The sequence below is a fragment of the Bradyrhizobium sp. BR 1433 genome (assembly GCF_051547665.1).
In the GTDB taxonomy this organism is placed as follows: Bacteria; Pseudomonadota; Alphaproteobacteria; order Rhizobiales; family Xanthobacteraceae; genus Bradyrhizobium; species Bradyrhizobium australafricanum.
Genome location: NZ_JBPUGG010000001.1, coordinates 3,909,516 through 3,935,625 on the forward strand (window position 1 = coordinate 3,909,516; position 26,110 = coordinate 3,935,625).

The 26,110-nt window shown below is 63.4% G+C and carries 14 protein-coding genes; 7 read left to right on the top strand and 7 right to left on the bottom strand.

Going from position 1 to position 26,110, the window contains the following annotated elements:
- The first annotated feature begins 71 nt into the window (after positions 1-71).
- A complete protein-coding gene (locus ACSKB9_RS19165; RefSeq protein ID WP_438074927.1) occupies positions 72-602 on the top strand; it encodes a sigma factor-like helix-turn-helix DNA-binding protein in 531 nt (176 codons plus the stop codon).
- Here ACSKB9_RS19165 and ACSKB9_RS19170 read toward each other — a convergent pair.
- Both ACSKB9_RS19170 and ACSKB9_RS19175 read right to left on the bottom strand, forming a co-directional pair.
- Complete coding sequence (locus ACSKB9_RS19170; protein WP_438074929.1) at positions 581-1,675, bottom strand: asparaginase; 1,095 nt, start codon at positions 1,673-1,675, stop codon at positions 581-583. The two genes, ACSKB9_RS19165 and ACSKB9_RS19170, sit on opposite strands and share 22 nt — an antisense overlap.
- Before the next feature lie 112 nt (positions 1,676-1,787).
- Positions 1,788-2,204, bottom strand: coding sequence for an AMP-binding protein (locus tag ACSKB9_RS19175; RefSeq protein WP_438074931.1), 417 nt, complete (start codon positions 2,202-2,204; stop codon positions 1,788-1,790).
- An 89-nt stretch (positions 2,205-2,293) separates the two neighbouring features.
- Here ACSKB9_RS19175 and ACSKB9_RS19180 point away from each other — a divergent pair, with 89 nt between their 5' ends.
- The 3 genes from ACSKB9_RS19180 to ACSKB9_RS19190 all read left to right on the top strand — a co-directional run bounded on the left by ACSKB9_RS19180 (position 2,294) and on the right by ACSKB9_RS19190 (position 5,697).
- A complete protein-coding gene (locus ACSKB9_RS19180; RefSeq protein ID WP_438074933.1) occupies positions 2,294-3,466 on the top strand; it encodes an acyl-CoA dehydrogenase family protein in 1,173 nt (390 codons plus the stop codon).
- A gap of 152 nt (positions 3,467-3,618) precedes the next feature.
- Positions 3,619-4,233 carry a TetR/AcrR family transcriptional regulator gene (locus ACSKB9_RS19185; protein ID WP_438074935.1) on the top strand — a complete coding sequence of 205 codons (615 nt, stop codon included), beginning with the start codon at positions 3,619-3,621 and terminating at the stop codon, positions 4,231-4,233.
- Positions 4,234-4,524: 291 nt separating this feature from the next.
- A complete protein-coding gene (locus ACSKB9_RS19190; protein WP_438074937.1) occupies positions 4,525-5,697 on the top strand; it encodes an OpgC domain-containing protein in 1,173 nt (390 codons plus the stop codon).
- Between the two features lie 46 nt (positions 5,698-5,743).
- Here ACSKB9_RS19190 and ACSKB9_RS19195 read toward each other — a convergent pair whose 3' ends face one another.
- Complete coding sequence (locus ACSKB9_RS19195; RefSeq protein ID WP_438074939.1) at positions 5,744-7,360, bottom strand: MFS transporter; 1,617 nt, start codon at positions 7,358-7,360, stop codon at positions 5,744-5,746.
- A 438-nt stretch (positions 7,361-7,798) separates the two neighbouring features.
- Between ACSKB9_RS19195 and ACSKB9_RS19200 the strand changes: the two genes are divergently transcribed.
- Complete coding sequence (locus ACSKB9_RS19200) at positions 7,799-9,298, top strand: helicase HerA domain-containing protein (RefSeq protein WP_438074941.1); 1,500 nt, start codon at positions 7,799-7,801, stop codon at positions 9,296-9,298.
- Positions 9,299-9,475: 177 nt separating this feature from the next.
- Here ACSKB9_RS19200 and ACSKB9_RS19205 read toward each other — a convergent pair whose 3' ends face one another.
- Positions 9,476-16,690 (bottom strand): hypothetical protein, encoded by a 7,215-nt coding sequence (locus ACSKB9_RS19205; RefSeq protein WP_438074943.1) that lies wholly within the window; start codon positions 16,688-16,690, stop codon positions 9,476-9,478.
- Positions 16,691-16,735: 45 nt separating this feature from the next.
- Positions 16,736-18,046, bottom strand: a complete 1,311-nt coding sequence (locus ACSKB9_RS19210) for an autotransporter strand-loop-strand O-heptosyltransferase (RefSeq protein WP_438074945.1) — start codon at positions 18,044-18,046, stop codon at positions 16,736-16,738.
- A gap of 145 nt (positions 18,047-18,191) precedes the next feature.
- Here ACSKB9_RS19210 and ACSKB9_RS19215 point away from each other — a divergent pair, with 145 nt between their 5' ends.
- Positions 18,192-18,995, top strand: coding sequence for an FkbM family methyltransferase (locus ACSKB9_RS19215; protein ID WP_438074946.1), 804 nt, complete (start codon positions 18,192-18,194; stop codon positions 18,993-18,995).
- Positions 18,996-19,014: 19 nt separating this feature from the next.
- On the opposite strand, the gene ACSKB9_RS19220 is transcribed toward ACSKB9_RS19215, so the two are convergent.
- Together ACSKB9_RS19220 and ACSKB9_RS19225 are read right to left on the bottom strand one after the other, a co-directional pair.
- A complete protein-coding gene (locus tag ACSKB9_RS19220) occupies positions 19,015-20,427 on the bottom strand; it encodes an HlyD family type I secretion periplasmic adaptor subunit (RefSeq protein ID WP_438074948.1) in 1,413 nt (470 codons plus the stop codon).
- The gene (locus tag ACSKB9_RS19225) at positions 20,411-22,552 is read right to left on the bottom strand and encodes a type I secretion system permease/ATPase (protein ID WP_438074950.1); all 2,142 of its coding nucleotides are present in this window, start codon (positions 22,550-22,552) and stop codon (positions 20,411-20,413) included. Before ACSKB9_RS19225 ends, ACSKB9_RS19220 begins: the two co-directional genes overlap by 17 nt.
- Positions 22,553-22,958: 406 nt before the next feature.
- Between ACSKB9_RS19225 and ACSKB9_RS19230 the strand changes: the two genes are divergently transcribed.
- The gene (locus tag ACSKB9_RS19230; RefSeq protein ID WP_438074952.1) at positions 22,959-25,961 is read left to right on the top strand and encodes a hypothetical protein; all 3,003 of its coding nucleotides are present in this window, start codon (positions 22,959-22,961) and stop codon (positions 25,959-25,961) included.
- The last annotated feature ends 149 nt before the right edge of the window (positions 25,962-26,110 follow it).

The following is a 26,110-nucleotide window of genomic DNA, read 5'->3' on the forward strand; positions in this document are numbered from 1 at the left end:
CCACGACTCCGGCGCGGAGCCTGATACCACTGCGCCGATTGCCGGTAAAGCTATTCACGAGATGCAACCCTATGATGCGAAGTGCGAAAGCCGGGAATAAAACGGCGCAGCAGTTTCGCGACGCGGCGCTGCCGTGTCTCGACGATGCCTATGCGTTCGCCCAGGTGCTGATGCGGACCGAGGCGGACGCCGAACTGGCCGTGCAGGAATGCTATCGGCGCGCACTGCGCCGGTTCGACGGCCTTCGCGGCCCGGCCATCAGGCCGTGGCTGCTCGCGATCCTCAAAGCCGTCTGCCAGGAGAAACTCGAAGAACCAGCCGGCGAGAATGCAGCGCCAGAACGGCGCGACAGCGCAACAATCCGGCAACTGGTCGCCGACCTGCCCGCGCCGCTCCGCGAAGTCATCGCCCTGCGCGAAATGATCGATCTCTCCTACAAGGAGATCGCCGAAGTCACCGGCATTCCCGTCACTACCGTGATGTCGCGCATCGCGGAAGCGCGCGCCCTGCTGCTCGCGGCGCGGCGCGCGGCGAAAAAGGCCGCGCAGGCGAAGCCGGCAGGCGCCTCAAAACCGGTGGTCTACCGCGCGAACGCCTGTTGAACCGCCGACGGCTCGGTGATGCCGTTCGCGATCAGCAGCTCGAGCAATACCCGCGCCTTCTGCGGGTTGAGATCGAGCGAGACCGCGAAGCCGAGCTTGTCGTCCTCGACCTCGACGTTGCGGTTCACGAAGCCTGAGCCGACCCGGGTCGAACGCACCACCACGACGCCCTGCTTCGCCGCGACGGCCAGCGCATCGATCGCGCCCTTCGATGAATTGCCGTCGCCGACGCCGGCCAGCACGATGCCCTTGGCGCCGCGCTTGACCGCATCCTCGACCTCAGCGGCGTCCATGTTGGCGTGCGAATAGATGATGTCGACCCGCGGCAAGGGCGGCGCATCCGGCAATTTCAGCTTGGTACCCCTGGCTGGAGCGGCCGGCTGCAGAAAGCGCAGCGAGCCGGTGTCGACATAGCCGACCGGCCCGGCGTCGGGCGAGCGGAAGGTCTCGACGCTGGTGGTATTGGTCTTCTGCACCCAGCGCGCGGCATGGATGGTGTCGTTGAGCACCACGAGCACGCCGCGGCCGCGGGATTCCGGCGCGGAGGCGACCCGCATCGCCTCGTAGAGATTGGCCGGACCGTCGGCGCCGATCGCGGTCGAGGGCCGCATCGATCCGACCAGCACGATCGGGACGTCGGTGTCGAGCACGTTTTGCAGGAAGAACGCGGTCTCCTCCATCGTGTCGGTGCCATGGGTGATGACGACGCCGTCGACCTCCTTGTTGTCAGTGGCCGCGCGGATGCGCTTGACGAGGTCGAACCACACGTTGTCGTTCATGTCCTGCGAGCCGATCGACGAGATCTGCTCGGCCGACATCTGGGCGAGCTTGTCGATGCCCGGGATCGCCGCGACCAGGTTCGCTGCGCTGACCTTGCCTGAGTCATAGGCGTTGCCGGCGCGTGCGCTGGCCTGCCCGGCGATGGTGCCGCCGGTACCGAGCACGAGCACGCGGGCCAGCGCGGTGCCGGTGGCCTGTTGTGCTGATACCGGCGAGGCAAGCCCGATCGTGAGGGCGGCGGCGAGGCCAAGGAAGAGCCGAACGGAATAATTGGATTGAAACGAACGTGGCATGATCTTCTCCCCAAAGCGACAGGTCACCAGTCCACAACTCGTGGTTTTGTCCCGTAACAAGTGGACAAAGTTGCGGCGGAAGATGCGATGGTCGGAAGCTGGGTTGAAGCGTTTAGTGAGCTTCAAACGTGTTGCGCAGCTCGATCTCCGTCCCGACGGTTCGCCAGATCGAACGATCGACGAACAGCACCCGATCCTCGGCGTGGGGGAGCAGTCTTGCGATATCAAGCGCGTGCAGGCGCGCATTGATGGTGTGCAGCACCGCGCCCATGCAGGGCACGGCGACATAAAGCTTGAGGTGACGGTGCGAGTTCCAGGCCAGCGTGGCAACGCGCATGCCGCGCTCGACGCCGATCTCGGCGAGGAAGTTGGCGAGCTGGCCCGCGCGGCCGAGCAGCTCCGCATAGCTGATGACATGGATGCGGTCGCAATACCGCGTCATCACTGTCTTGTTCGGATAGAGATCCGCGACCCGTTCCCTCATCAGATTGAGGGTGAGCGGGACCTGCTGCATCAAGCCTGCGAGCATGCCGTGTCCTCCGGAACTTCCGCAAAACCTTGACATCTGCCGGAAGGCGGCGCAACATTTTTCGAAGATTATTCGACTTTTGGTGCGCCATGCATTTTGAGCTTCCCGACGACCTCCGCGTTCTGCAAGGCCGGGTGCGCGAATTCGTGCGCCGCGAGCTGCAGCCGTACGATGCCGCGATCGAGGCGACCGGCAAGGTGCCGGACAGCGCCATCGCCGGCCTGCGCAGGATGGGATTGTTCGGCACCAACACGCCGAAGCAATTCGGCGGCGTCGGCCTCTCGATGCTGGGCAGCTGCATCGCGATCGAGGAGCTCGCGAAGGCCCACACCGCCTTCTACTATCTGAGCGGGGTCAACGTTCACATCGGCTCGAAGGCGATCGAGTTCTACGCCCAGCCGGCGGTTCGCGACCGATGGCTCCCGGAGCTCGCCAGCGGACGGGTGATCGGCGCGTTCGCGCTGACCGAGCCCAATGCCGGATCCGATGCCGCCCGGATCCAGACCCGGGCGCGGCGGGACGGCGATCATTACGTGCTCGACGGCCGCAAGACCTACATCACCAATGCGCCCGCAGCCGGCGTCTTCACCGTGTTCGCCACGCTCGATCCCTCCGCCGGCGCCAAGGGCATCGCGGCCTTTGTCGTCGACGCAAAGACGCCGGGCCTTGCCATCGGCCGCGTGGTCGAGATGGCCGCCGGACGCGGCTCGGAGCATGCTGAGGTGATCTTCGAGGATTGCCGTGTTCCGCGCGAAAATCTGCTGGGACAGGAGGGCGAAGGATTCGCCATCGCGATGCGGTGCCTGGATGCCGGGCGCACCCATTGGGGCGCCTATTGCGTCGGCGCGGCGAGCCAGCTGCTGGACTACGCTCTCGACCATGTCTCGGAACGCGAGTCGTTCGGACGCAAACTGCGCGACCATCAGGGCATCGAATGGCAGATTGCCGACATGGCGAGTTCGCTGCATGCCGCGCGGCTTGTCGCCTATGAGGCGGCCTGGCGTTACGACCAGGGCGATGCCGCCGCCCGCACCGCGGCGGCGGCGCTCTCCAAATATACCGGCGCCGACATGGTGCAGCGCGTCGCCGACACGACCATGCAGCTGTTCGGCGGTGCCGGTTATTCCAGGGATCTGCCGATCGAGCGTATCTGGCGGGAAACACGGGTGGTCCGCATTCTGGACGGCACCTCGGAGATCATGCGCCAGATCATTGCCCGCAACGCGTTCCGCACACATGAGCGGCGGAACGCGCCGCTCTGACCCACAGGCTTTACCGCTGTATGCCGTCGCAATAGCGCTTGTGTTCCGATCCCGCTGCCTTACTGTTTTTACGGGATGAGATTCTTGCTTTGACGCGTCTTCCTTGCGCGAACCGGTATCCAGTTCGCGCGAAAACGCTCTTGGAGACCACCGTGGCTTCGGGGACGACACTCAAGCTCAAGCAGCAACGCAGCCGCGACCGGCGCGAGCAGATCCTCACCGCGGCCACCAAGCTGTTCGGCGAAAAAGGCATCGACGGGACCTCGCTCACCGAGGTCGCCGCCGCTGCGAAAGTGCCGCTCTCCAGCATCTATGATTATTTCGAGGACAAGCGCGCGCTGGTGCTCGATGTGCCCGAAGGCAATTTCGAGGCGCTGTATCAGAAGACCGAGCCGCTGCTGGCCAAGGGTGGCGATCCCGTCGAGCAGCTCCGCATCATCTTCCTCACCAACTTCCAGTACATCAAGGACAACCCGAGCTGGGGCCGGGTATTCTTCCTCGAGATCTGGCCGAGCGTGCTTGCCGGCGAGCCGCGGATCAAGAAGGCGGTCGACAGATACGCGCTGCGCTATGTGCAGCTGATCAGGCAGGCGAGCCGCGCCGGCACCTATCGCCGCAATCTCGATCCCTACACCGCGATGTCGCTGATGATGGGCGGAATGTGCCACCTCACCGCGGTCTGGCTGCTTTACGGCCGCAAATACGATCTGGTGAAGAAGGGCAAGGCGCTGTTCACCACGCTGCATAACGGGTTTGTGCAGCGTTAGCCGCGCCGGTGCACGGCCAATTCTCGTAGGCTCTCGCAGGATGGGTAGAGCGCAAGCGAAACCCATCATTCGTCGGGCTGGCACGGAGTGATGGGTTTCGCTGCGCTCTACCCATCCTACGCACCGCGTGGTTCGCGGCTTGAACGATTTGATCCAAATTCATCGTGGTTCGGCAGCGTTGACTGCCACCTCTTCCGAAAACCAATACACAACCGTCGAAATCCTGCTCTAGTATGACGTCATGGGCGACCCGCGACCGGACGCGCGGGCACTCGGGATGGGAGCGTACCGATGGACGTCAAGGCTGTTCTGCCGCCGCGTGGCCGCGACTATCGCCTCGATCTGCTGCGCGGCTTCGCCAACTGGGCGATCTATCTCGATCACATCCCGAACAACGCGGTGAACTGGATCACGCAGAAGAATTTCGGCTTCAGCGACGCGGCCGACCTGTTCGTGTTCATCTCCGGCTACACCGCATCCTTCGTCTATGCGCGCATGATGCTCGAGCGCGGCACCGTGATCGGCGCCACCCGCCTGATCAAGCGGGCCTGGCAGATCTATGTCGCCCACGTCCTGCTGTTCGTGATCTATATCGCCGAGATCGGCTATCTCTCCCAGCGCTATCACGACCCGAACCTGCAGGATGAATTCAACGTCGCGGGCTTCATGCACAATCCGGCCGAGACGCTCTATCAGGGCCTGATCCTGGCGTTCAAGCCGGTCAACATGGATGTGCTGCCGCTCTATATCGCGCTGATGCTGTGCTATCCGCTGGTGCTGTGGGCGATGCTGCGCAAGCTCAATCTGACGCTGCTGGCCTCGTTCCTGCTCTATCTCGCGGCACGCCATTTCGGCTGGAACCTGCCGGCCTATCCGTCCGGCTCATGGTATTTCAATCCGTTCTGCTGGCAGTTCCTGTTCGTGTTCGGCGGCTGGTTCGCGCTCGGCGGCGCCAGCGAATCGATCACGTTCATCCGCTCGCGCGCCTTCCTTTGGCTCGGCGGCGCCTATCTGCTGTTCGCGCTGGTCATGACCTTGGCGGGCCGCTTCCCGGAGCTCGGACAGGCGATGCCGGCCTGGCTCTATGACGCCTTCAATCCGAACGACAAGACCAACCTTGCGCCTTATCGCGTGCTGCACTTCATCGTCCTCGCCTTCTTCGTCACCCGCTTCCTGCCGCGCGAATGGCCCGGATATGAATGGCCGATCTTCCAGCCGATCATCAAATGCGGCCAGCAGTCGCTCGAAGTGTTCTGCACCGGCGTTTTCCTCGCGGTCATCGCGCATGTGCTGCTGGTCGAGGTCTCCGGCAGCATCTGGATGCAGATCGCGGTCAGCATTGTTGGCATCGTGCTGATGACCGCACTCGCCTATTACCGCTCCTGGTCGAAGAAGGTCGACAAGGCGCCCGCGAAGGTACCCGTAGCTGCGCAGACGCCAGCGACCGCGAAGCCAGCGGAGTAAGTGACGGCGCGCGGCCGAAGCCGCGCGCAACGTGCAAAGTAGCCTGCTATCTCGCCAGCGGCTTGCCGGCCGTCTCCGGCGCCAGGGCGATCAGCGGCAGGCCGACTATATAGATCAGCGACAGCATCGAAATCGCCAGCGGGAAGCTGCCGGTGCGGGCGGCGAGCGCGCCGATCAGGGTCGGGCCGGCGGCGCCGAGCACGCGGCCCATGCTGAAGGCGAAGCCGGAGCCCGAGCCGCGCAGCGCCGAAGGAAACATCTCCGGCAGCCAGATCGTGAACAGGCCGAACACACCATTGGTGAAGAAGCCGAGCACCGGCAGCAGCACCATGAACAGCGTCAGGCTGTCGAGCCATTCGATCGCGACCTCATAGGAGACCACGACGGAGATCAGCCCGCCGACGAAGAACAGCACCGCGGTGCGGCGCCGGCTGCCGAGCCAGGTAGTTAGCCATGGTACAAGGAGGCAGCCGATCAGCGTGCCGACATTGGTGATCAGGCCGGCCACCGCGCCCATCTCCTGCGCATGCGCCGGCGTCGCGCCCGCGGCGAAGAGCTTGGTCGAGATCACGGTCGGGGCCCAGAAGTTCGACGACCACAGGCCGAAGATGATGCAGGCCATCATCAGCGCCGCGGCCCAGGTGGTGCGCGCCTGATCGCCGGCAAACAAGGCCGCGACCGACGGCTGCTCGTGCGCAGCCCTGCGCTCGGGTTCGGGAATGTTGCTGCGCAGATACGCGATCAGCAGCGCGGGCAGAATGCCGAGCAGGAACATGCCGCGCCAGCCGAGCGTGCTGCCGATCGCAAGCGTCACGGCGGCAGCGAGGAACAGCCCGGTCGGCGTCGCCGTGTGCAGCCATCCGGCGAGCCGCACCCGCGTATTCTCCGGCACGGATTCCTGCAGCAGCGGCGTGCCCGCGGCCCATTCGCCGCCGATTCCGAAGCCGGCAACAAAGCGAAACAATGCGAACATCACGATACCGGTCGCAAGCCCGCATAGCGCCGTGAACAGCGAGTAGACCAGCACCGTCCAGCACATGATCCGGACCCGCCCGTAACGATCAGCAGCCCAGCCCCAGACCATCGAGCAGGCCCAGCCCAGCATGAAGATCGAGAACAACAGCCCGCCATAGATGCCGATATTGGCCTTGCTCGGCTCGATGCCGCTGGCAGGCAGCAATTCGCTCAACGCGCCGACCAGGATGTAGGCGTACATCGAGGAATCGAAGCCATCGAGCATCCAGCCGAACCAGGTCGCCCAAAACACTTTTCGCGGCGACACTGCACCAGGCGCCGCGACCGACGGCGCAAGTGTATCGACGGTGCTCTCAGTCATGTTTCCTCGCACGTTTCTTTTGTGCGGCGGACTATGCCGAGGTTTGCGCGCCGAGACACCACCGGCAAACGGGACGGAGGTATCCGGCACAAGAATAGCGACGCCGATCACATCGACGTCACTGCGAACGCCCGCTCCTTCTACGAAGGACGCTCGGAGAGCCGGAATATGTAGAAAGCGATGATGCGGCACGGCAAGTGCGATCCAGGAGGCCTGGTCCCAGATCCCGTCGCCGAGGGGCGCCGAGACCAGCCCGAACGCGATAACGGCGAAGTTCAGCACCGGCACCAGGAAGATTTGCGCGATCGACCATCTCGCTCCCGACATCAGGATCGCTCCGCCGCATACGCGCGTGAGCGAGGATAAGATCCGTGAAACCTTCGATTTTTGGCGGATGCCTTCGACAACGCGAGCCTTGCAAGCAGGGATCAATCCCGTTTGGATCGGGAAGAATGTAGGAAATGAATGCGTCGTAGTTGAACTCAGACATTGAGTTCGACGGGCTGAGAGTTCGACGGGCTGATTGAATAAGAGCGGGTCCGAACCGGGCCGGATCGCGCAGCTGAACAGGAACTGGTTCGAAAAAATCTACATCAGACATGCAAGCTAAACACGTTGTAGTGGCTCGATCAATCTTCATCTCGTCCGGCGAGCATCAACACCGTCCGCCTCCCGGCCGCGCCTGGGGATGATGGTGGGGTTCGCTCGACGCGGCGCGATCAGCTTGTTAAGCCGCCTCTCCGCAAGGGCAATTTGAGTCGGGACATGACCGTAGCGATCGAGATGGGACAAACGACGGCCGGCGCTTCGGCGGCCATCGACCTCGAGGAGCTATTGGCGACACGCCTCTTGGTACAAGGCAATTCGGGTTCCGGCAAATCCCATCTGCTGCGCCGGCTGCTGGAGCAGAGCGCCCCCTGGGTGCAGCAGACCATCATCGATCCCGAAGGTGATTTCGTCACCCTGGCCGAACGATTCGGCCACCTCGTCATCGACGCCGAGGACCACACCGAGCGCAGCCTGCAGGTCGCCGGCGAGCGCGTGCGCATCCATCGCGTCTCCACGGTGCTCAATCTCGAAGGGCTCGACGCCGAGAACCAGATGCGGCGCGCCGCGGCCTTCCTCGGCGGGCTGTTCGACGTCGCCCGCGATCACTGGTATCCGATGCTGGTGGTGGTGGACGAGGCGCAGCTGTTCGCGCCGGCGGTCGCTGGCGAGGTGTCCGACGAGGCGCGCAAGCTTTCGCTCGGCGCGATGACCAATCTGATGTGCCGCGGCCGCAAGCGCGGGCTTGCCGGGATCATCGCAACCCAGCGGCTGGCGAAGCTCGCCAAGAATGTCGCGGCCGAAGCGTCGAACTTCCTGATGGGCCGCACCTTCCTCGATATCGACATGGCGCGCGCCGCCGACCTGCTCGGCATGGAACGGCGGCAGGCGGAAGCCTTCCGCGACCTCGAGCGCGGTCAATTCATGGCGCTGGGACCTGCACTCTCCCGCCGTCCGCTGGGCTTGCGCATCGGTCCGACCGACACCCAGCCGCGCAATGCGGCGCCGCGGTTGATGCCGCTGCCTGAAGCGACACTGGAGGACGCACGCGCGATCATCCTCGCCGCTCCGCCGCCGGAAGCGGTGCGGCCGCAGCGCCGGGTGCCGTCGCCGGACCTGCTCAGCCAGTTGATGGCCGCCAAGCAGCCGGCAGCGGAGCCAGATCCCGAAGCTGCGGAGCCGCCGCCGAGCGCCGAGCAATTGGCCGAGCGGCGGGAACGGTTGGACCGTATCCTGCGCGCCATCCTCGCCGAACCCGACGCCGGCTTCCGCGCCATCGGCGTGCTCTATCAGGAGTTCGTGGTCCGCTGCCGGATCGAGGGTCTCGGTGCCGTGGTGCCGGAGCTGACCGACTTCCGCCGGATTCTGACGCGCGCCCGCGCCGGGCTCGGCGCCGATGTCGCGGAGGACGACGCCTGGCAGGACGTCTCGCTGCGCGCCGCCCTGCTGCCCGAGGACATGCAGGGCGTCTTCATGATGATCGCCCGCGCCGCGAAAGAGGGCTGGCCGTGCCCGAGCGATGCCGCGATCGCCCGCGCCTACGGCACGCATTCGCTGCGCCGCGCCCGGCATCTTCTGACATACATCGAGGAACAAGGCCTGATCGTCTGCCAGCTCGACGGTGCCGGTCGGCGGATCGTCACCCTCGTCGAGCTCGCCTGGGCCACCGCCGCGGCCGACCCGAATGTGGACGACCAGGCGGCGGAGGCAGGCCTGTAACGGCTCGTCGCTGTGATCAGGTACTGAGCAGGCGTTAAGTGTTGAGCGGCATCGCGGAAGCGCTGCAAGACAGGAAAAAGGCCCGCCAGGAGGCGGGCCTTTTCATCTTTGCCGGTTGAGCGATCTTGGTTGCGGAGGGCCCGCAACAGGCCCTCCACAGCCGCCTATCTCAAGCCCTTACGCATGCTGCGGCTGCGCAAGCTGACTGACCTGCATCGCCGGCGGATCGACGACCGAGGTACCACCATGGCCGTCGCTCGAGGCCGTGAATGTGGAAGCCATGTAGTTGCCCAGCAGCGCAATACTGGCGGTGACAGTGCCGTCCGTCACCGTGAGCGTTCCGTGCGTGCTGTCACCGCTGAAGGTCGGCGTTTGAACGTTCGCGAAATTGATATTCGCGAAATCGATCGTGTCCGAACCGGACATCCCGGCGACAGTTCCGGTGAAGCTCGCGGAATTGTCGAGCTTCAGCGTCCCCGTGCTGCCCAGGAACGTAACGGCGGCGTTCGAAGCCCCCGTCAATTCCAGGGTGGTGCCCGCTGCGATGGTGGCGCTGCTGGGGCTCTCTCCCGTGACGTTGAAAGGCTGCCAGACACCCCACGCACTGCCATCATACGCCCGGATCCAGAGTTGGTCGGTGCCGGAGCCGGCCTGATAGGTCGTCTGGGCAAGTTGTGCCGAAGTGACGTCGATCTCCGTATTCGCAGACTGGTTCACTCCGTTGACGCTCCAACGCCCGTTCGTGTTGGAATCCCACAACGCATATTTCGTTATGGTATCGCCATCCGCGTCCGTCGCGCTGACCAGGCTCGAAGCCGCGAAGACCTGTCCCGACACCGTCGTCACGTTCGAGACCGAGACTGTCGGCGCCTGGTTCGTTGCGGTGGCCGTGAAGCTCTTCCAGGAGCTCCACATGCTGCCGTCATTGGCCTTAACCCAGAGCGTATCCGATGGCGAGCCACCGGGGCCGAACACGTAGCTCACCTGTGACAGGTTCGCCGCGCTCACATCGATCTCGGTGTTGGCGGCCTGGGCAACGCCATTCACCACCCAGTGACCGTTTCCTCCGGTGTCCCAGAACGCGTACTGGGTGATCGTATCGTTCTCGCTGTCCGTGACCGAGAACAGGCCCGAGGCCGCGACCGAATGGTCGTGAACTCCGGTTACGTTTGCGTTCGATGCGACAACGACCGGAGCAGTGTCGGGTCCCGGCGTTGCCGTGAACGCGGTCCAGGTGCTCCACTTCGAGCCGTCATTGGCCCGCACATACAGCGTATCGGGCGTCGAGCTGCCCGGTCCGAACACGTAGCTCACCTGTGACAGGTTCGCCGCCGCAACGTCGATCTCAACGCCGGCGGACTGCGCGACACCATTCACCACCCAGTGGCCGTTTCCGCCGGTATCCCAGAAGGCGTACTGGGTGATCGTATCGTTCTCGCTGTCCGAGACCGAGAACAGGTTCGAGGCGAGAGCCGACGTCTGCCCATGGAGCGCCGTCACGTTCGACGCCGTGACGACCGGAGCAATGTCGGGTCCCGGCGTTGCCGTGAACGCGGTCCAGGTGCTCCACTTCGAGCCGTCATTGGCGCGCACATACAGCGTATCGGGCGTCGAGCCACCCGGTCCGAACACGTAGCTCACCTGTGACAGGTTCGCCGCCGCAACGTCGATCTCGACGCCGGCGGACTGCGCGACACCATTCACCACCCAGTGGCCGTTTCCGCCGGTATCCCAGAAGGCGTACTGGGTGATCGTATCGTTCTCGCTATCCGAGACCGAGAACAGGTTCGAGGCGAGAGCCGACGTCTGCCCATGGAGCGCGGTCACGTTCGATGCCGTAACGACCGGAGCAATGTCGGGTCCCGGCGTTGCCGTGAACGCGGTCCAGGTGCTCCACGGCGATCCGCCATCCTTCGCCCGCACGTAGAGCGTATCGGGGGTCGAGCTGCCCGGTCCGAACACGTAGCTCACCTGCGAAAGGTTCGCCGCCGCAACGTCGATCTCGACGCCGGCGGACTGGGCGACGCCATTCACCACCCAGTGGCCGTTTCCGCCGGTGTCCCAGAAGGCGTACTGGGTGATCGTATCGTTCTCACTGTCCGTGACCGTGAACAGGTTCGAGGCGAGAGCCGACGTCTGGCCATGGAGTGCCGTCACGTTCGATGCGGTGACGACCGGAGCAGTGTCGGGTCCCGGCGTTGCCGTGAACGCGGTCCAGGTGCTCCACTTCGAGCCGTCATTGGCGCGCACATACAGCGTATCGGGCGTCGAGCCGCCCGGTCCGAACACGTAGCTCACCTGCGACAGGTTCGCCGCCGCAACGTCGATCTCGACGCCGGCGGACTGGGCGACACCGTTCACCACCCAGTGGCCGTTTCCGCCGGTATCCCAGAAGGCATACTGGGTGATCGTATCGTTCTCGCTGTCCGAGACCGAGAACAGGTTCGAGGCGAGAGCCGACGTCTGCCCATGGAGCGCCGTCACGTTCGACGCCGTGACGACCGGAGCAATGTCGGGTCCCGGCGTTGCCGTGAACGCGGTCCAGGTGCTCCACTTCGAGCCGTCATTGGCGCGCACATACAGCGTATCGGGCGTCGAGCCACCCGGTCCGAACACGTAGCTCACCTGTGACAGGTTCGCCGCCGCAACGTCGATCTCGACGCCGGCGGACTGCGCGACACCATTCACCACCCAGTGGCCGTTTCCGCCGGTATCCCAGAAGGCGTACTGGGTGATCGTATCGTTCTCGCTATCCGAGACCGAGAACAGGTTCGAGGCGAGAGCCGACGTCTGCCCATGGAGCGCCGTCACGTTCGATGCCGTGACGACCGGAGCAATGTCGGGTCCCGGCGTTGCCGTGAACGCTGTCCAGGCCCCCCACAACGTTCCGTCATTGGCCCGCACGTAGAGCGTATCGGGCGTCGAGCCGCCCGGGCCGAACACGTAGCTCACCTGCGACAGGTTCGCCGCCGCAACGTCGATCTCGACGCCGGCGGATTGGGCGACACCATTCACAACCCAGTGGCCGTTCCCACCGGTGTCCCAGAAGGCGTATTGGGTGATGGCGTCGCTGTCGTTGTCGGTGACCGAGAACAGGTTCGAGGCGAGAGCCGACGTCTGCCCATGAAGCGCGGTCACGTTCGATGCCGTGACGACCGGGGCAACCTCGGGTCCCGGCGTTGCCGTGAAGCTCTTCCAACCTCCCCACAACGTTCCGTCATTCGCCCTGACATACAGCGTGTCAGGGGCCGACCCTGTCGGCCCGAAGACGTAGCTCACCTGCGACAGTTGCGACGCTGGAACGTCGATCTCGACGCCGGCAGCCTGGGCGACACCGTTCACCACCCAGTGGCCGTTTCCGCCGGTGTCCCAGAACGCAAACTGGGTCATCGTATCGGGATCCGGATCGGAGACCGTGAACAGGCTCGATGCGGCAACCGATGTCTGACCGTGCGCCGCAGTCACGTTGCTTGCGCTCACCGTCGGTGCGGTGTCCGCAAATGCCGTTGCCGTAAATTTGGTCCAGCCGCCCCAAAGCGTACCGTCGTTGGCCCGGACGTAGAGGGAATCCGTCGATCCAGTTGGACCAAATACGTAGCTGACCTGCGACAGGTTCGCCGCGGACACATCGATCTCGGCGTTGGTGGCCTGGGTGGCACCGTTGATGGCCCAATGTCCGTTACCCTCGGTGTCCCAGAACGCGTATTGGGTGATCGTATCGCCGTCGGCGTCCGACACGCTGAAGAGGCTGGAAGCCGTCACGAAACTCTGGCCGAGGCTCGCCTGGATGTTGGACGCGGACGTGACCGGCGCGCTATCGGCACGCGCCGTGATCAGCGTGCCGGTGCCGGAATCCGCGCTGACGCCGAACCGCACGCCGGGCGTCTGATCGAGCTGCAGGTCGAAGGTGGAAGCCCCCTCCGTGACATGCAGGATATTGCCCGGGAGCAAGGTCGCCGACCCGCCGGATACGAAATTGAGGCCTGCCAGATCGATGCTGTCGCCCAGCACCAGCCCGCTGATGGTGGTGGATATCGACGTGCCATCGATCTTGAGCTGCCCGCCCGAGCCGCTGAAGATGATGCCGCCGCTCGCGACGCTCCCGGCCTGCAATTCGAGCAATCCGCCGGAAATGATGACCGGTCCCGTGGAGCCGCCCGACGATACGATCTCGGTGCCGCCGGCAAATACCGCGACGTGGCTGGTCACCGTGCCGGCAACGTTGAACGTGCCGCCGCTCGACACCCCGACGTCGTGCACCGTAGCGCCGGCGAAAACATTCAGGACGCCGCCGCTGGACACCCCCGCGTGGGCCAGCGCACCGCCCGAGAATACGTTGACCGTGCCGCCGGCTATGCCCGTGCCCGTGCCGGAGACCGATGTGCCGGTGACGACGCCACCCGAGAAGACATTCTCGACGCCGCCGGCATAGACGCCGACCGTGCTGAGCACGGTGCCCGACACGTTGAGCGTGCCGCCGCTCGAAACGGCGACGAACGCCGCCGAGCCGCCGGCCTGGACGTTCAATACGCCGCCCGAGTTGACGCCGGTCCCGGAGCTGATGGCTCCGGTGATCAGGCCGCCGGACAGCACGTTCTCGACACCGCCGGCATTGACGCCGTTATTTCTCAGCACGGTGCCCGCAACATTGAAGATGCCGCCGTTATACACGCCGACAAAGGAAGCCGTGGCGCCAGCCGACAAGTTCAAGGTGCCGCCCGAAACCCCGGTCCCGGATCCGCTCGCTCCCGAGATCGATCCCCCGGACAAGACGTTCTCGATGCCACCGCTAAAGACTGCTGTATTGCTGAGCACATTGCCCGCGACATTGAAGGTACCGCCGCTGGACACGCCGACGAACGCCGCCGAGCCGCCGGCCAGGACGTTCAATACGCCTCCCGCGGAAACGGTGGTCGCGCCGCCACTCGTCGAGCCGGTGATCAGTCCGCCGGACAGCACGTTCTCCACGCCGCTGTCCATGATCAACGTGTTGCTGGTGATGGTGCCCGCAACAGTCATGATGCCGCCGCTCGACACCGTGATGTTGTGCGCGGTACCGCCGGCGGAGACGTTCAGAGCGCCACCACTCCAGGCCGTCACGTGAGCAAGTGAACCGCCCGCAAGGACGTTGAGTGTGCCGCCGGAAATGGACGTCCCGGAGCCTGACGCGCCGCCGACAACGCCCCCCGAGAAGATGTTCTCAACGCCGCCGGCAGAAACGGTCACATTGCTGAGCACGGTGCCCGACACATTGAACGTGCCGCCGCTCGAAACGGTCAGATAGGCCGCAGCGCCACCGGCCTGCAGGTTCACGATGCCGCCGGAGGAAATGACGGTGCCTGAGCCGGAAGTTCCGGAGATCAGTCCTCCGGAAAACACGTTCTCGACACCACCGTCCGTGACCAACACGTTGCTGGTGGTCGTGCCTCTGACATTCATGGTGCCGCCGCCCGACACCGTCAGGTGGTGCGCCGTACCACCGGCGGAGACGTTCAGAACGCCACCGCTGGAGACCGTCGCGTGATCCAGCGCGCCGCCGCCGAATACGTTGACGGTACCGCCGGATATGCCCGTCCCCGAGCTTGTGACGCCGGTGACAACACCACCTGAAAGAATGTTTTCGACACCGCCGGCCCAAACGGCCACATTGCTGAGAACAGTGCCCGCTACGTTGAACGTGCCGCCGCTCGATACGCCGACGAAGGCGGCCGAGCCGCCCGCGAACAGGTTGAGCGTGCCGCCCGAAACTCCCGTTCCGGATCCGCTCGCGCCCGAGATCAAACCGCCCGAATAGACGTTCTCCACGCCGCCGGCATAGACGCCGCCATTGTTGAGGAAGGTGCCGGACACGTTGAAAACGCCGCCACTCGAAACGCCCACCCATGCGGCCGAGCCGCCCGCGAGTACGGTCAGTGTGCCGCCGGCCGAGACTCCTGTTCCGATTCCAGCGCCACCCGAGATCAGCCCACCCGAATAAACGGTTTCCACGCCTCCGTTGTATACGGACCCTGCGCCCACATAACCGGACACGTTGAACGTGCCGCCGCTCGAAACGCCGACGTAGAAGGCCGATCCGCCGGCCTGCAGGTTGATCGTGCCGCCCGAAATTCCCGTTCCGGACCCGGCCGCACCAGAGATGAGCCCGCCGGACAAGACAGTCTCGACGCCGCCGGCCAACACGCCGGTATTGCTGGTAATGGTGCCGCCGACGCTGAGCACGCCGCCGGACGAAACCAGGATGTGGTCGGCAATGCCGCCGGCTTCGATGACGACCCTCCCGGCATCGCCGATCCCCGTCGCCGAGCCCCCGGCGAGAACGTCGAGCAGACCGCCGGCCGAGATTTGTGCCCCCGACGCAAGACCACCGGACGAAACGGTTTCCACGCCGCCGCTGAGCACGAACTGGTTGGTGACGACACCGCTGTCGTTCATCACACCGCCGGCATAGACGAACATTGCGGTCGCGGACCCGCCCGCCTGCACGTTCACCGTGCCGCCGGAGATCGCGGTGCCGAAACCTCCGGACACGCCGAGGACCACGCCGCCCGAGAGCACGTTCTCGACGCCGCCGCTATACACGCCGACAGAGCTCAGCACCGTACCGGCAACATTGAAGACACCGCCGCTCGAGACGCCCACATAGGATGCCGAGCCGCCGGCCAGCAGGTTCAACGTGCCGCCCGAAACGCCGGTCCCGGATCCGCTCGCTCCGGAGATCGATCCGCCCGACAGGATATTTTCGACGCCGCCGCTGTAGATCGCGGTGTTGCTGAGCACGCGGCCGGCAACATTGAACGTGCCGCCGCTTGAAACACCGACGTGGACGGCGGAACCGCCGGCCTGAAGGTTCAATATGCCGCCGGCGGAAACCCCGGTCCCGGAGCTTGTCGCGCCCGAAATGAAACCGCCCGACAGCACGTTTTCGACGCCGCCGTCACGAACCCCAATCATGCTGAGTGTTGTGCCGGCCACGTTGAAGATGCCGCCACTGGACACGCTGAGATAGCTGGCTGAGCCACCCGCCAGCACGTTGACCGTTCCGCCCGAAATTCCCGTTCCGGATCCGACGGCACCGGAGATGAACCCGCCAGCCTCGATGTTCTCGACACCGCCGGTGAACACAGCGGTATTGCTGTTGACAATACCTGCCACGTTGAGCGTGCCGCCGCTTGAGATGGCGAGATGATCGGCCCCGCCGCCCGCGCTGATCGTCACGCTGCCGCCACTGGAAATCGTGGTCCCTACCGCATAGCCGCCGGCATCGACCAGGAGCTGGCCACCGCTCAGCGTCGTCTGGACCGCGTGGCCTCCGCTGAGGACCTCGAGGGTGTTGCCGCCCGTTTCGATCAATCCTGAGCTGGTAACACCCGAGCTTACAAAAGTGGTGCTCATGGCAGCGCTCCCCCAATGAAAAAGGTCAGTTCTTGAAAAAATCGGCTAGAGCTTGAATCCGGGAATAGTCCTGATCACCGATTTCACATGATCCACGGTGATCAGCCTTGTGCATTCGAACTGACGCGGCGTCCCCTTGTGGCGGGGGCACCAGAAAAAATCCTTGTGGTCGAATCGAACCGCCGGATCGTTCCAGCAGCTGTTGCAGGCGTGATAGTTGATGACCCGGTACGGCGTAGCAAATTCATTTGTCGGATGCGTGAATCCCGAGATCATCACGACCGGCGTGCCGACCGCCCAGGCCAGCCATGACAGCCCGCTGGAAAGGCCGACGAAAAACGCCGCGTGCTTGAGCAGATTCGCCCGCTCCTGGATCGGCCGATCACCCGTCCAGTCCTCCGCGCCGTTGGGAATGTGATTCCATACCAGCTCGTGGCCGTGCGTCGGCTTCTGATCGATGCAGATCACGCGGTAGCCGGCTTGCGTGAGAAAGCCGGTCAGCTCCCGCCAGCCGGCGGGGTTATTCCAGTATTTGCATTGCGTGGTGCTCTGCACCGCGATGCATACGTAAGGCTCGGGAAACGGCCTGCGGTCGTCTGCAAGCGAGATGCGGGGCGCCACCTCGACGGGATCTACGCCGAGGATGTATCCCGCGGTCCGGTGCAGCCCGACATGGCGGAAGTCGCACGGCTGGAACACGAAGTTCTTGTCGTCGAAGAACAATCCGACGCTGTACGTGGCGTAGTAGCGGTCGGTCTGAATTTCCTCGTGGGTGACGAAGTTGATCTCGGGATACGCATCCCGGAACAGCGGAATCAACTTTTCCGCCATCGCACAGGTCAGCCTGCACCCGTGCGCTTCCCCGAACTTCGCCACATAGGGAAACCAGCCGATCGTGTCGCCCAGGGTGCCGATCGGAAGCTGGATCAGGACGTGACGGTCCCTCGCATCGTACTCGTGCGAGAAGACGACATCATCGCCCTGCAGAACCTCGATCCGGAAACGAACGTAGTATCGCTTTGAGCTGTTGACGCGGCCGCCCGCGAACTGCGTCTCGAAAAGAAGATTGCCACACTCGGCGTCCCAAATCCGCACGCGCCAGGGAGTTTCGGCCTCGGGACAAAATACCCGGGCGCCATCGTTGAAGTCGAAGCGCAGTCCCTTGGGACCCACTTGAGTCGGCAGTTCGGCGGCCGCGGGATAGGCAGGCTTCGGCGCGTCGGCATCTGACGAAACAGTGTCCGACTTGACCGGTACGGCGCTGGTCGAACGATCAACGATTACTTTGGGTTGGTCAGTCACATGGTCAATCGAGCGCTTCAGCCCGATCGCCGGCGCGACGGCAATGGCATTCACGAATATCCCCTGCCCTGAAATACAATTAACGCTTAAAAAGTAGACGGAACGTAAGCGAGATTGACAACCGCGTCAACGGACGAAAACCTTGGCGAGTACCCCTCCCGGCCGCTTCCGCCGGCGCAGACACAAAGAAATACAAACGATGAGCCGCAACCCCAGCAAGGTCCCATTCGTCATCGCAGCGTCAGCGCACGGTCCGCTGATCGTAAACCGGCTGGACTACCACACGGCGGGCGAGCACACCTTTGGAGTCGGGATCCAAATCCTCGAGCACGGCGTGTTCGATGCCACCGAAATCGAGCTGACGAAGGGCCTTCTTGCACTGCGAAGAACCTATCGGGGCGATGGCGTCGTCGCGATCGACTGCGGGGCAAACATCGGCGTTCACACCATCGAATGGTCCAAGCATATGGACGGCTGGGGCTCGGTCCTTGCAATCGAAGCGCAGGAGCGGGTCTATTATGCGCTTGCCGGCAACATCGCGATCAACAACTGCTTCAATGCGAAGGCCATACATGCAGTTATTTCGTCGGAAACCGGGAAAACCCGGGTGCCAAACTTAAGCCACCAGGAGCCCGCCAGCTTCGGGAGCCTGGAGGTGACGCGACGCCCGGCTACCGAGCAAATCGGCCAGAAGGTCGATTATTCCGAGGCCAACAGCACCGAAACGGCGATGGTCACGCTGGATTCCCTGAAGCTGAGCCGCTGCGATCTGATCAAGATCGACGTCGAAGGGATGGAATTGAAGGTGCTGGAAGGGGCCGGCGCAACGATCCAGCAGCATCACCCCGTCATCCACGCCGAATTCATCAAGACCGACAAGGCTGAACTCGTTCGCAGGCTGAACAGCCATGGATACCGGACGTACGACGCCGGGCAAAACTGCCTTGCGATACACGAATCCGATCGAAGCTTGAGCCACGTGGAATCCCGGACCCCGTCATGACGGGGCGACCTGCCGGCTTTCACCGCTCTCGGAGAGCATCCTGCCGGTAGCGCATGATCGGCGACAGCAAATAGCTCATGACGCTGCGGGCGCCCGTCCGGATTTGGACAGTGACGGCCATCCCCGGCGAAAGACTGATCTCCTTGTCGTCGATGATCATCTTGGTCCGGTCAATTGAGACATGCGCGATATACGCCGGCGCCTGGCCCTTCGGCTCGCTGCTTTCTTCCGTCCCTCCGCCATTCGTCTCGCGGGCCGAGTTCCGCGACCTGTCCCGGGAGACAGAATCGCGCGAGACGCTGACGATCCTGCCGTGCAGCAGGCCGTAACGCGTGAAGTTGAAAGTATCGACCTTGATCTCGGCGTCCTGACCCGGGTGCACAAAGCCTATGTCGCGATTTGAAACCATCGCTTCGATTTCAATCTGATTATCGCTCGGCACCACCACCGCGAGCGTCTGGGCGGGAGTTACGACCCCGCCGACCGTGTGCACGGCCAATTGCTGCACCACGCCATCGATGGGCGCCGCAAGCTTCTGAAGGTTCGTCCGATGCTCGGCCTTGCCCACCTCGTCCTTGAGGCTGCCGGCCTTCTGCGTCGCCTTGGCCAGATCATCGTACAAGCGGTGGCGGTATTCCGAGACGAGCTTGGCGCGCGTCTCGTCGAGCGCTGCCACGGCTGCATTGGCCTCCTCGAGCTTGCTCCGCTGCACCAGGATGTCCTGCTGCAGCCCAACGAGTTCCTGCAGCTCCGACAGATATTGCAGCTTCGAGCCGTACTCCCTGTCTGCCAGGTACTTGCGAACCCCGACCCGCTCCTGCAGCACCGGAAGCAAAGCATCAATCTTCGCGATGCCGGCTTCGATTGTCCTGGTCTCCGCGACCTTCTGGACCCGTTGCCGATCCAGTTCCGACAGCTTGGCGCGCTGCTCCGAATCCTGACTCCGCAGGAACTCCAGGTGCATTTTAATCAAGGCGGGCGGCGTGTCGTCGGGCGCCCCGTCAAGCGCGCTGGTGTTTCCGTCGAGTGCGGAGCGCGTGCGCGAAATGTCCAGCAATGCTGAGAGAAGATCGTTTTTCAGGTGCTGAAGCTCCGCCTGATTGCTCGTCGGATCCAGCTCGATCAGAACCTCGCCCGCCTTGACGGTCTGGCCGTCGCGAACGTGAATGGCCCGGACCACGCCGATTTCGAGCGGCTGAACCAGCTTGACACGATCGCCCGGCACGATCTTTCCCGATGCAGAGGCAACGATGTCAATCTTGCCGAGACCGGCCCACGCGACCGCGCAACAGAACAACGCGGCAATCAGGACGCCGGTAAGCCTGGCCGTCGGAGATGGCGGCGTCTCGACGATTTCGAGAGCGGCCGGCAGGAAAGCCAGTTCGTCCCTCGATTTGCCCCCGGCCGGAAGCGCTTCACGAGCCGACTTCATGGATCCCCGCCTGCAACCGGTACAGTGACGCGTATCTTCCGCCTGTGCTGAGCAACTCATCGTGGGATCCCTGTTCGACGAGCCGCCCGCGATCGATGGTGATGATTCGATCGGTGCGCCTGACCGCGGACAGACGATGCGCGATGACAAAGACCGTTCGCCCCTTCACGATCCGGTTCATATTGTCCTGAATGACCCTTTCGCTTTCATAGTCCAGCGAGCTGGTCGCTTCGTCGAAGATCAGGATGCGCGGGTCGGTGATAAGGGCCCGCGCGATCGCGATACGCTGCCGCTGCCCTCCCGACAGGCTGTTGCCGCGCTCGCCTACGACAGTGTCGTAGCCTTCCGGCAGCTCCAGAATGAACTCATGAGCTCCCGCAAGCTGGGCCGCCGCGATCACCTGCTGCATCGGAGCGGCCGGGTCGGCGAGCGCGATGTTTTCCCGTACGCTGCGATTGAACAGCACGTTTTCTTGCAGGACGACGCCGACCTGGCGACGCAACCACGCCGGATCGACCATCGCAAGATCGACCCCATCGACAAGAACCCTGCCCTTTTCCGGGACGTAAAGGCGCTGGACCAGCTTCGTGAAGGTGCTCTTGCCTGAACCGGACGGACCGACGATGCCGACGACCTGGCCGGCGGGAATGTTGATGTTGATGTCGTGCAGCACTTCCGGTCCATCCACACGATATCGGAAGGACACGTGCTCGAGTGTGACCTGGCCCTTGATGGGAGGCGGCACCGCGCGACCGGGATTGAACGTCTGCTCCGCCGGCGTGTTCAGGATATCGCCCAGCCGCGCGACCGAGAGCCTGGCCTGATGGAAGTCCTGCCAGAGCTGCGCCAGTCTCAGGACCGGAGCGCTGACGCGCGAGGAGAACATGTTGAAGGCGATCAGCTCGCCCACCGTAAGGCTGCCGTCGATCACCAGCTTGGCACCGGCGTAAAGGATCACCGCGGTGACGAGCTTGCTCACGAACTGAACCGATTGGCTCGCAACATTCGCCAGGCTGAGCACGCCGAAGCTCGCGGCAACGTACTCGGCAAGCTGCTCCTCCCAGCGGCGCTGCATCTGCGGTTCGAGCGCCATGGCCTTGATCGTCTCGACACCCGTTACGCTCTCGACAAGAAAGGCCTGGTTTTCGGCGCCGCGCTCGAATTTGGTGTCCAGGCGCTGACGGAACAGCGGCGTCGCACCGGCCGAGATACCGACATAGAGCGGGAAGGATCCAAGGACGATCCAGGTCAGGATCGGCGAGTAGACGAACATCACCGCGATGAAAACTGCAGTGAAGAACAGATCGATCACCACCGTCAGGGCAGATCCGGTCAGGAAGTTGCGAATGTTCTCGAGCTCGCGAACCCGCGCAACCGAGTCGCCGACCCGGCGCGCCTGAAAGTAGGCAATCGGAAGGCCGATGAGGTGCCGGAACAGGCGGGCTCCCAGTTCGACGTCGATCCTGTTCGTCACGTGAGAGAACAGGTATGTCCGCAATATGCCGAGGGCCGTCTCAAAAACCGCAATGCCTATCAAACCCACCGCGAGCACATCGAGCGTACTGAGCGTGTGATTAACGAGGACCTTGTCGATCACCACCTGGAAGAACAGCGGCGACACGAGCGCAAACAGCTGCAAGAAAAAGGAGGCGATCAACACCTCCAGGAAATGGTAGCGATATTTGTGAATGGCTCCCAGAAACCATGACAAATCAAAGCGACGGGCAAGGTTGACCAGTCCTGCCCGGCGGCTCACCAGGATCAGCCGGCCGGCCCACACCGCCTCGAGGTCGGCCCTCGTGATCAACTCCGGGCGCTCCGACAGGGGTGACTGAACGAGGACCTTGTCTGCGCCCACCTTGGCGAGGATCAGATGGCCGCCGTCGCGCAACAGGGCAATGGCAGGAAGCGGGACCTTCTCCAGCCTCAGCCAGTTGCTGCTCACCTCGCGGGCCTTGACGCCGGTCGAGCGCGCGTAGCGCAGCATCTCCGGTGTTGCGAACGAGCCATTCCCGAATTGATGACGAATCTGGTCGACATCGGCCGGGATACCGTGAAAACGCAGCAACATCACGAGTGCAACTATCCCGCTGTCTGCTGTGCTGCCGCTCCGCGTTTCAATCATTTCACGATTAATCTGTTGAGTAGCTGAAATTGACTGCAGTCGAATGAGCCGGGATTGCCGTCAGCGCGCCCTGCCCCCGCCCTTACAACCTCGCTGTCAGTGCAAACTGACTGTTCGCAGCGAACCAAAGAGCAGCAGATGAATATGACAGCCAGAGTACTATGGCTCTCCGGCGAGATGCAATTGGCGTTATGAACGGCCGCGCCGGATTCGCGAGCTCGATCATGCCGATCGAGGAACCCTTCGCGGAGCCGTTCGAACTCGGGCCGAGGTCCGTAGTCTTACGGATCGCGGCACGGATGCCGCGTCGGCGCCGGCCCCCTTGACGTCTGTTGACTACACCGCGGCAGTCAGTTGAATGTCACTTATTATGCCCGCGCTACCATAGATTCAGAGTTCGACCGAGATGCCCTGGAATTATTCAGTAACATTGAACGACCCGTCGAACGTCGGCGGATCCGCTGACGCGTCTCTCGTTTACGATCTTGAGCAGGCCCTCAACATTTGGCAGCAATATATCCTGGGCATCGGCACTCTGGTTGTGTCGCTCAACATCCTGCCGACCGCCGTCGGCCGTGCCGATGGCGGGCCTACCTCCAGCTACTACGTCGGCACAAGCGGCGGCCTCGCCGTGTACGAGCCATCCAGCCAGTACGAGCTGAGCACCGGACAGCATGTCCCCGGTACGACAAGCGACATCACCATCAACATCGACCCCGGCTACTTCCAGTACATCGACCTGGATTACGGCCTGACCTACTCCAGTCAGGTCCCCGGAAACGTGATCAATCCGATCGACGTTTTTCTCCACGAGCTCATGCATGGCTTCGGCATGGTGGGCTGGTACAATCAGAGCGGCCAGCTGGCCGGCGCCTACGAATCGACGTTCGACACCCTGATTCAAAAGACCGCATACGGCGCTTACTTTGTCGGTGCAAATGCCGAGGCCGCCTACGGCGGCCCGGTGCCTTTGACCACGAACAGCACCACCCAGAACTACTACCACTTCGGCAATCAGCAATCCGACCTCTACGCCAGTCCCTCGACCGTTCAGGATCCTCTCACGCTGGATCTGATGAACGGGATCGTTTTCTACGGCAATTACCAGTACGCGATCTCCAACCTGGACATCGGAGTTCTGAAGGATCTCGGATACAGCATCCGGACGACACCGGTCGTGACGGCGGCCGATCAGGCCGCGGCTCGAAATCAGGTTTTTTCGGCCTCGTCACTGTTCTCGGTGAACATGGCCGCGGGCGATAGCATTACCCAATATGCCCTGTGGGACAGCAACGGCTACGGTCACTGGACGGTGAACGGAACAGTCCAGGGCACCAACACCGAGATCGACATCAGCGCTTCGCAGCTGGCTCAAACGAGCTACCAGGCCGGACCCGGCTCGGACACGCTCTGGATCAGAGCCTTCGACGGCTATTTGTGGAGCGACTGGAAATCCTTTGTGATTTCTCCGGCCGATCGCGCCCCAACGGTCACGGCCACCAACGTGACCGGCACGCACGGGCAGCTCTCGGTGACGGGATCGGGACTGTTCTCGGCCACCGACGCGGATGGCGATGCGGTCACCCAGTATGCGTTGTGGGACACCGAGGGCCACGGGCATTGGGCCATCAATGGTGTCACGCAAGCCACCAATGCCGAAATCGACGTCTCGGCCGCCAACATCTCGCAGGTGAGTTATATGTTCGGCACAGCCTCAGACACGCTCTGGGTCCGGGCATATGATGGATATCTCTGGGGCGCGTGGACCCGGTTCACGGCAACCCCATTTGCAGACCATCCGCCGGTGGCCAACGCAACCGACGTTTCGGCCACCCACAACCAGAACATCGCCGCATCGGGTCTCTTCAGTGCGACCGACTCCGATGGAGACACGATCGTCGGCTATCAGGTTTGGGATTCAACGACCGATCCCGCCAGCGGCCATTGGGTGATCGGCGGGGTGGCGCAAGCGTCCAGCATAGCCATCGATGTGACGCCCGCTCAATTGACCAACACCTCGTTCCAGACCGGCTCCGGCTCAGATGATCTCTGGGTGCGAGCCAATGACGGCACCGCATGGGGGGTCTGGAAAGAGTTCCACGTCAACGCGCCGGTCGACCATGCTCCTGTGGCGAGCGCGTCGGATCTGACCGCCACCCATGGCCAGACTGTCGCGGCGGCAAGCCTGTTCACGGTCAACGACGCCGACAGCGATGCAATGACCAACTACCAGTTCTGGGACTCGACCGCCGATCCTGCCAGCGGGCATTTTGTCGTGGCCGGCGTCGCGCAGCCCACCGGCCAGAGCATCGATGTGAGCGCGGCACAACTGGCCAGTACATCGTTCCAGAGCGGCTCGGGCTCCGACGATCTCTGGGTCCGAGCCTTTGATGGCATGACATGGAGCAACTGGAAAGAGTTCCACGTCAATGCCCCGATCGACCATGCTCCTGTGGCGATCGCATCGGATCTGACCGCCACCCATGGCCAGACTGTCGCGGCGGCAAGCCTGTTCACGGTCAACGACGCCGACAGCGATGCAATGACCAACTACCAGTTCTGGGACTCGACCGCCGATCCTGCCAGCGGGCATTTTGTCGTGGCCGGCATCGCGCAGCCCACCGGCCAGAGCATCGATGTGAGCACGGCACAACTGGCCAATACATCGTTCCAGAGCGGCTCGGGTTCCGACGACCTCTGGGTGCGAGCCTTTGATGGCATGACATGGAGCAACTGGAAGGAGTTTCACGTCAAAGCGCCGGTCGACAACCTTCCGATCGTCACGGCCGCCGACTATTCGGCGAGCCACGGCCAGGACATCGCGACCTCGACGCTGTTCTCGATCACCGACGCGGATGCCGACACCATCACAAACTATCAGGTGTGGGATTCGACGGCGGATGCGAGCAGCGGGCACTGGGTGGTCGGGGGAGTCGCCCAAGGCACCAATGCCGCCATCAATGTCACGGCAGCTCAACTTTCGAGCACAAGCTTTCAAAGCGGCTCGGGTTCGGACGATCTCTGGGTGAGGGCTTACGACGGCTTTGCCTGGGGGGCGTGGAAGGAATTTCACGTCACCGCGCCGGTTGACAGCGCTCCGTTAGTGACCGCGTCCGACTTCCACGCGACGGCCAACCAGAGCGTGGCCGCCTTGAGCCTGTTTTCAGTCTCGGATGCCGACGGCGACAGTATCGCACAATATCAACTCTGGGATTCGACGCCGTCGGCAAGCAGCGGCCACTGGAGCATTGGCGGGAATGCGCAGCCCACCGGCACCGCCATCAACGTCAGCGCGGCCCAAATTGCGAGCACGTCATTCCAGGGCGGTACCGTGCCTGACGACCTCTGGGTTCGCGCCAGCGATGGCATCAGCTGGAGTGCGTGGCACGAATTCCATTTCATCGTCTAGGGAGCGGCCCGCGTTGCGGAAACGCCGTGACCTGCACCCCATCAGTCGACGACACGAGGCCCGATTGTCCTCCCAAAGCAAAAATGGCCCGCGAAATGCGGGCCATTTTATCGGAACCGGTTGGTCCGGACTTTGGTTGCGGGGAGGCG

Excerpts from the sequence above, each read along its gene's own strand:
- ACSKB9_RS19165 (WP_438074927.1), top strand. The coding sequence starts at position 72 with ATGATGCGAAGTGCGAAAGCCGGGAATAAAACGGCGCAGCAGTTTCGC.
- ACSKB9_RS19170 (WP_438074929.1), bottom strand. The coding sequence starts at position 1,675 with ATGCCACGTTCGTTTCAATCCAATTATTCCGTTCGGCTCTTCCTTGGC.
- ACSKB9_RS19175 (WP_438074931.1), bottom strand. The coding sequence starts at position 2,204 with ATGCTCGCAGGCTTGATGCAGCAGGTCCCGCTCACCCTCAATCTGATG.
- ACSKB9_RS19180 (WP_438074933.1), top strand. The coding sequence starts at position 2,294 with ATGCATTTTGAGCTTCCCGACGACCTCCGCGTTCTGCAAGGCCGGGTG.
- ACSKB9_RS19190 (WP_438074937.1), top strand. The coding sequence starts at position 4,525 with ATGGACGTCAAGGCTGTTCTGCCGCCGCGTGGCCGCGACTATCGCCTC.
- ACSKB9_RS19195 (WP_438074939.1), bottom strand. The coding sequence starts at position 7,360 with ATGTCGGGAGCGAGATGGTCGATCGCGCAAATCTTCCTGGTGCCGGTG.
- ACSKB9_RS19200 (WP_438074941.1), top strand. The coding sequence starts at position 7,799 with ATGACCGTAGCGATCGAGATGGGACAAACGACGGCCGGCGCTTCGGCG.
- ACSKB9_RS19205 (WP_438074943.1), bottom strand. The coding sequence starts at position 16,690 with ATGAGCACCACTTTTGTAAGCTCGGGTGTTACCAGCTCAGGATTGATC.
- ACSKB9_RS19215 (WP_438074946.1), top strand. The coding sequence starts at position 18,192 with ATGAGCCGCAACCCCAGCAAGGTCCCATTCGTCATCGCAGCGTCAGCG.
- ACSKB9_RS19220 (WP_438074948.1), bottom strand. The coding sequence starts at position 20,427 with ATGAAGTCGGCTCGTGAAGCGCTTCCGGCCGGGGGCAAATCGAGGGAC.
- ACSKB9_RS19225 (WP_438074950.1), bottom strand. The coding sequence starts at position 22,552 with ATGATTGAAACGCGGAGCGGCAGCACAGCAGACAGCGGGATAGTTGCA.
- ACSKB9_RS19230 (WP_438074952.1), top strand. The coding sequence starts at position 22,959 with ATGCCCTGGAATTATTCAGTAACATTGAACGACCCGTCGAACGTCGGC.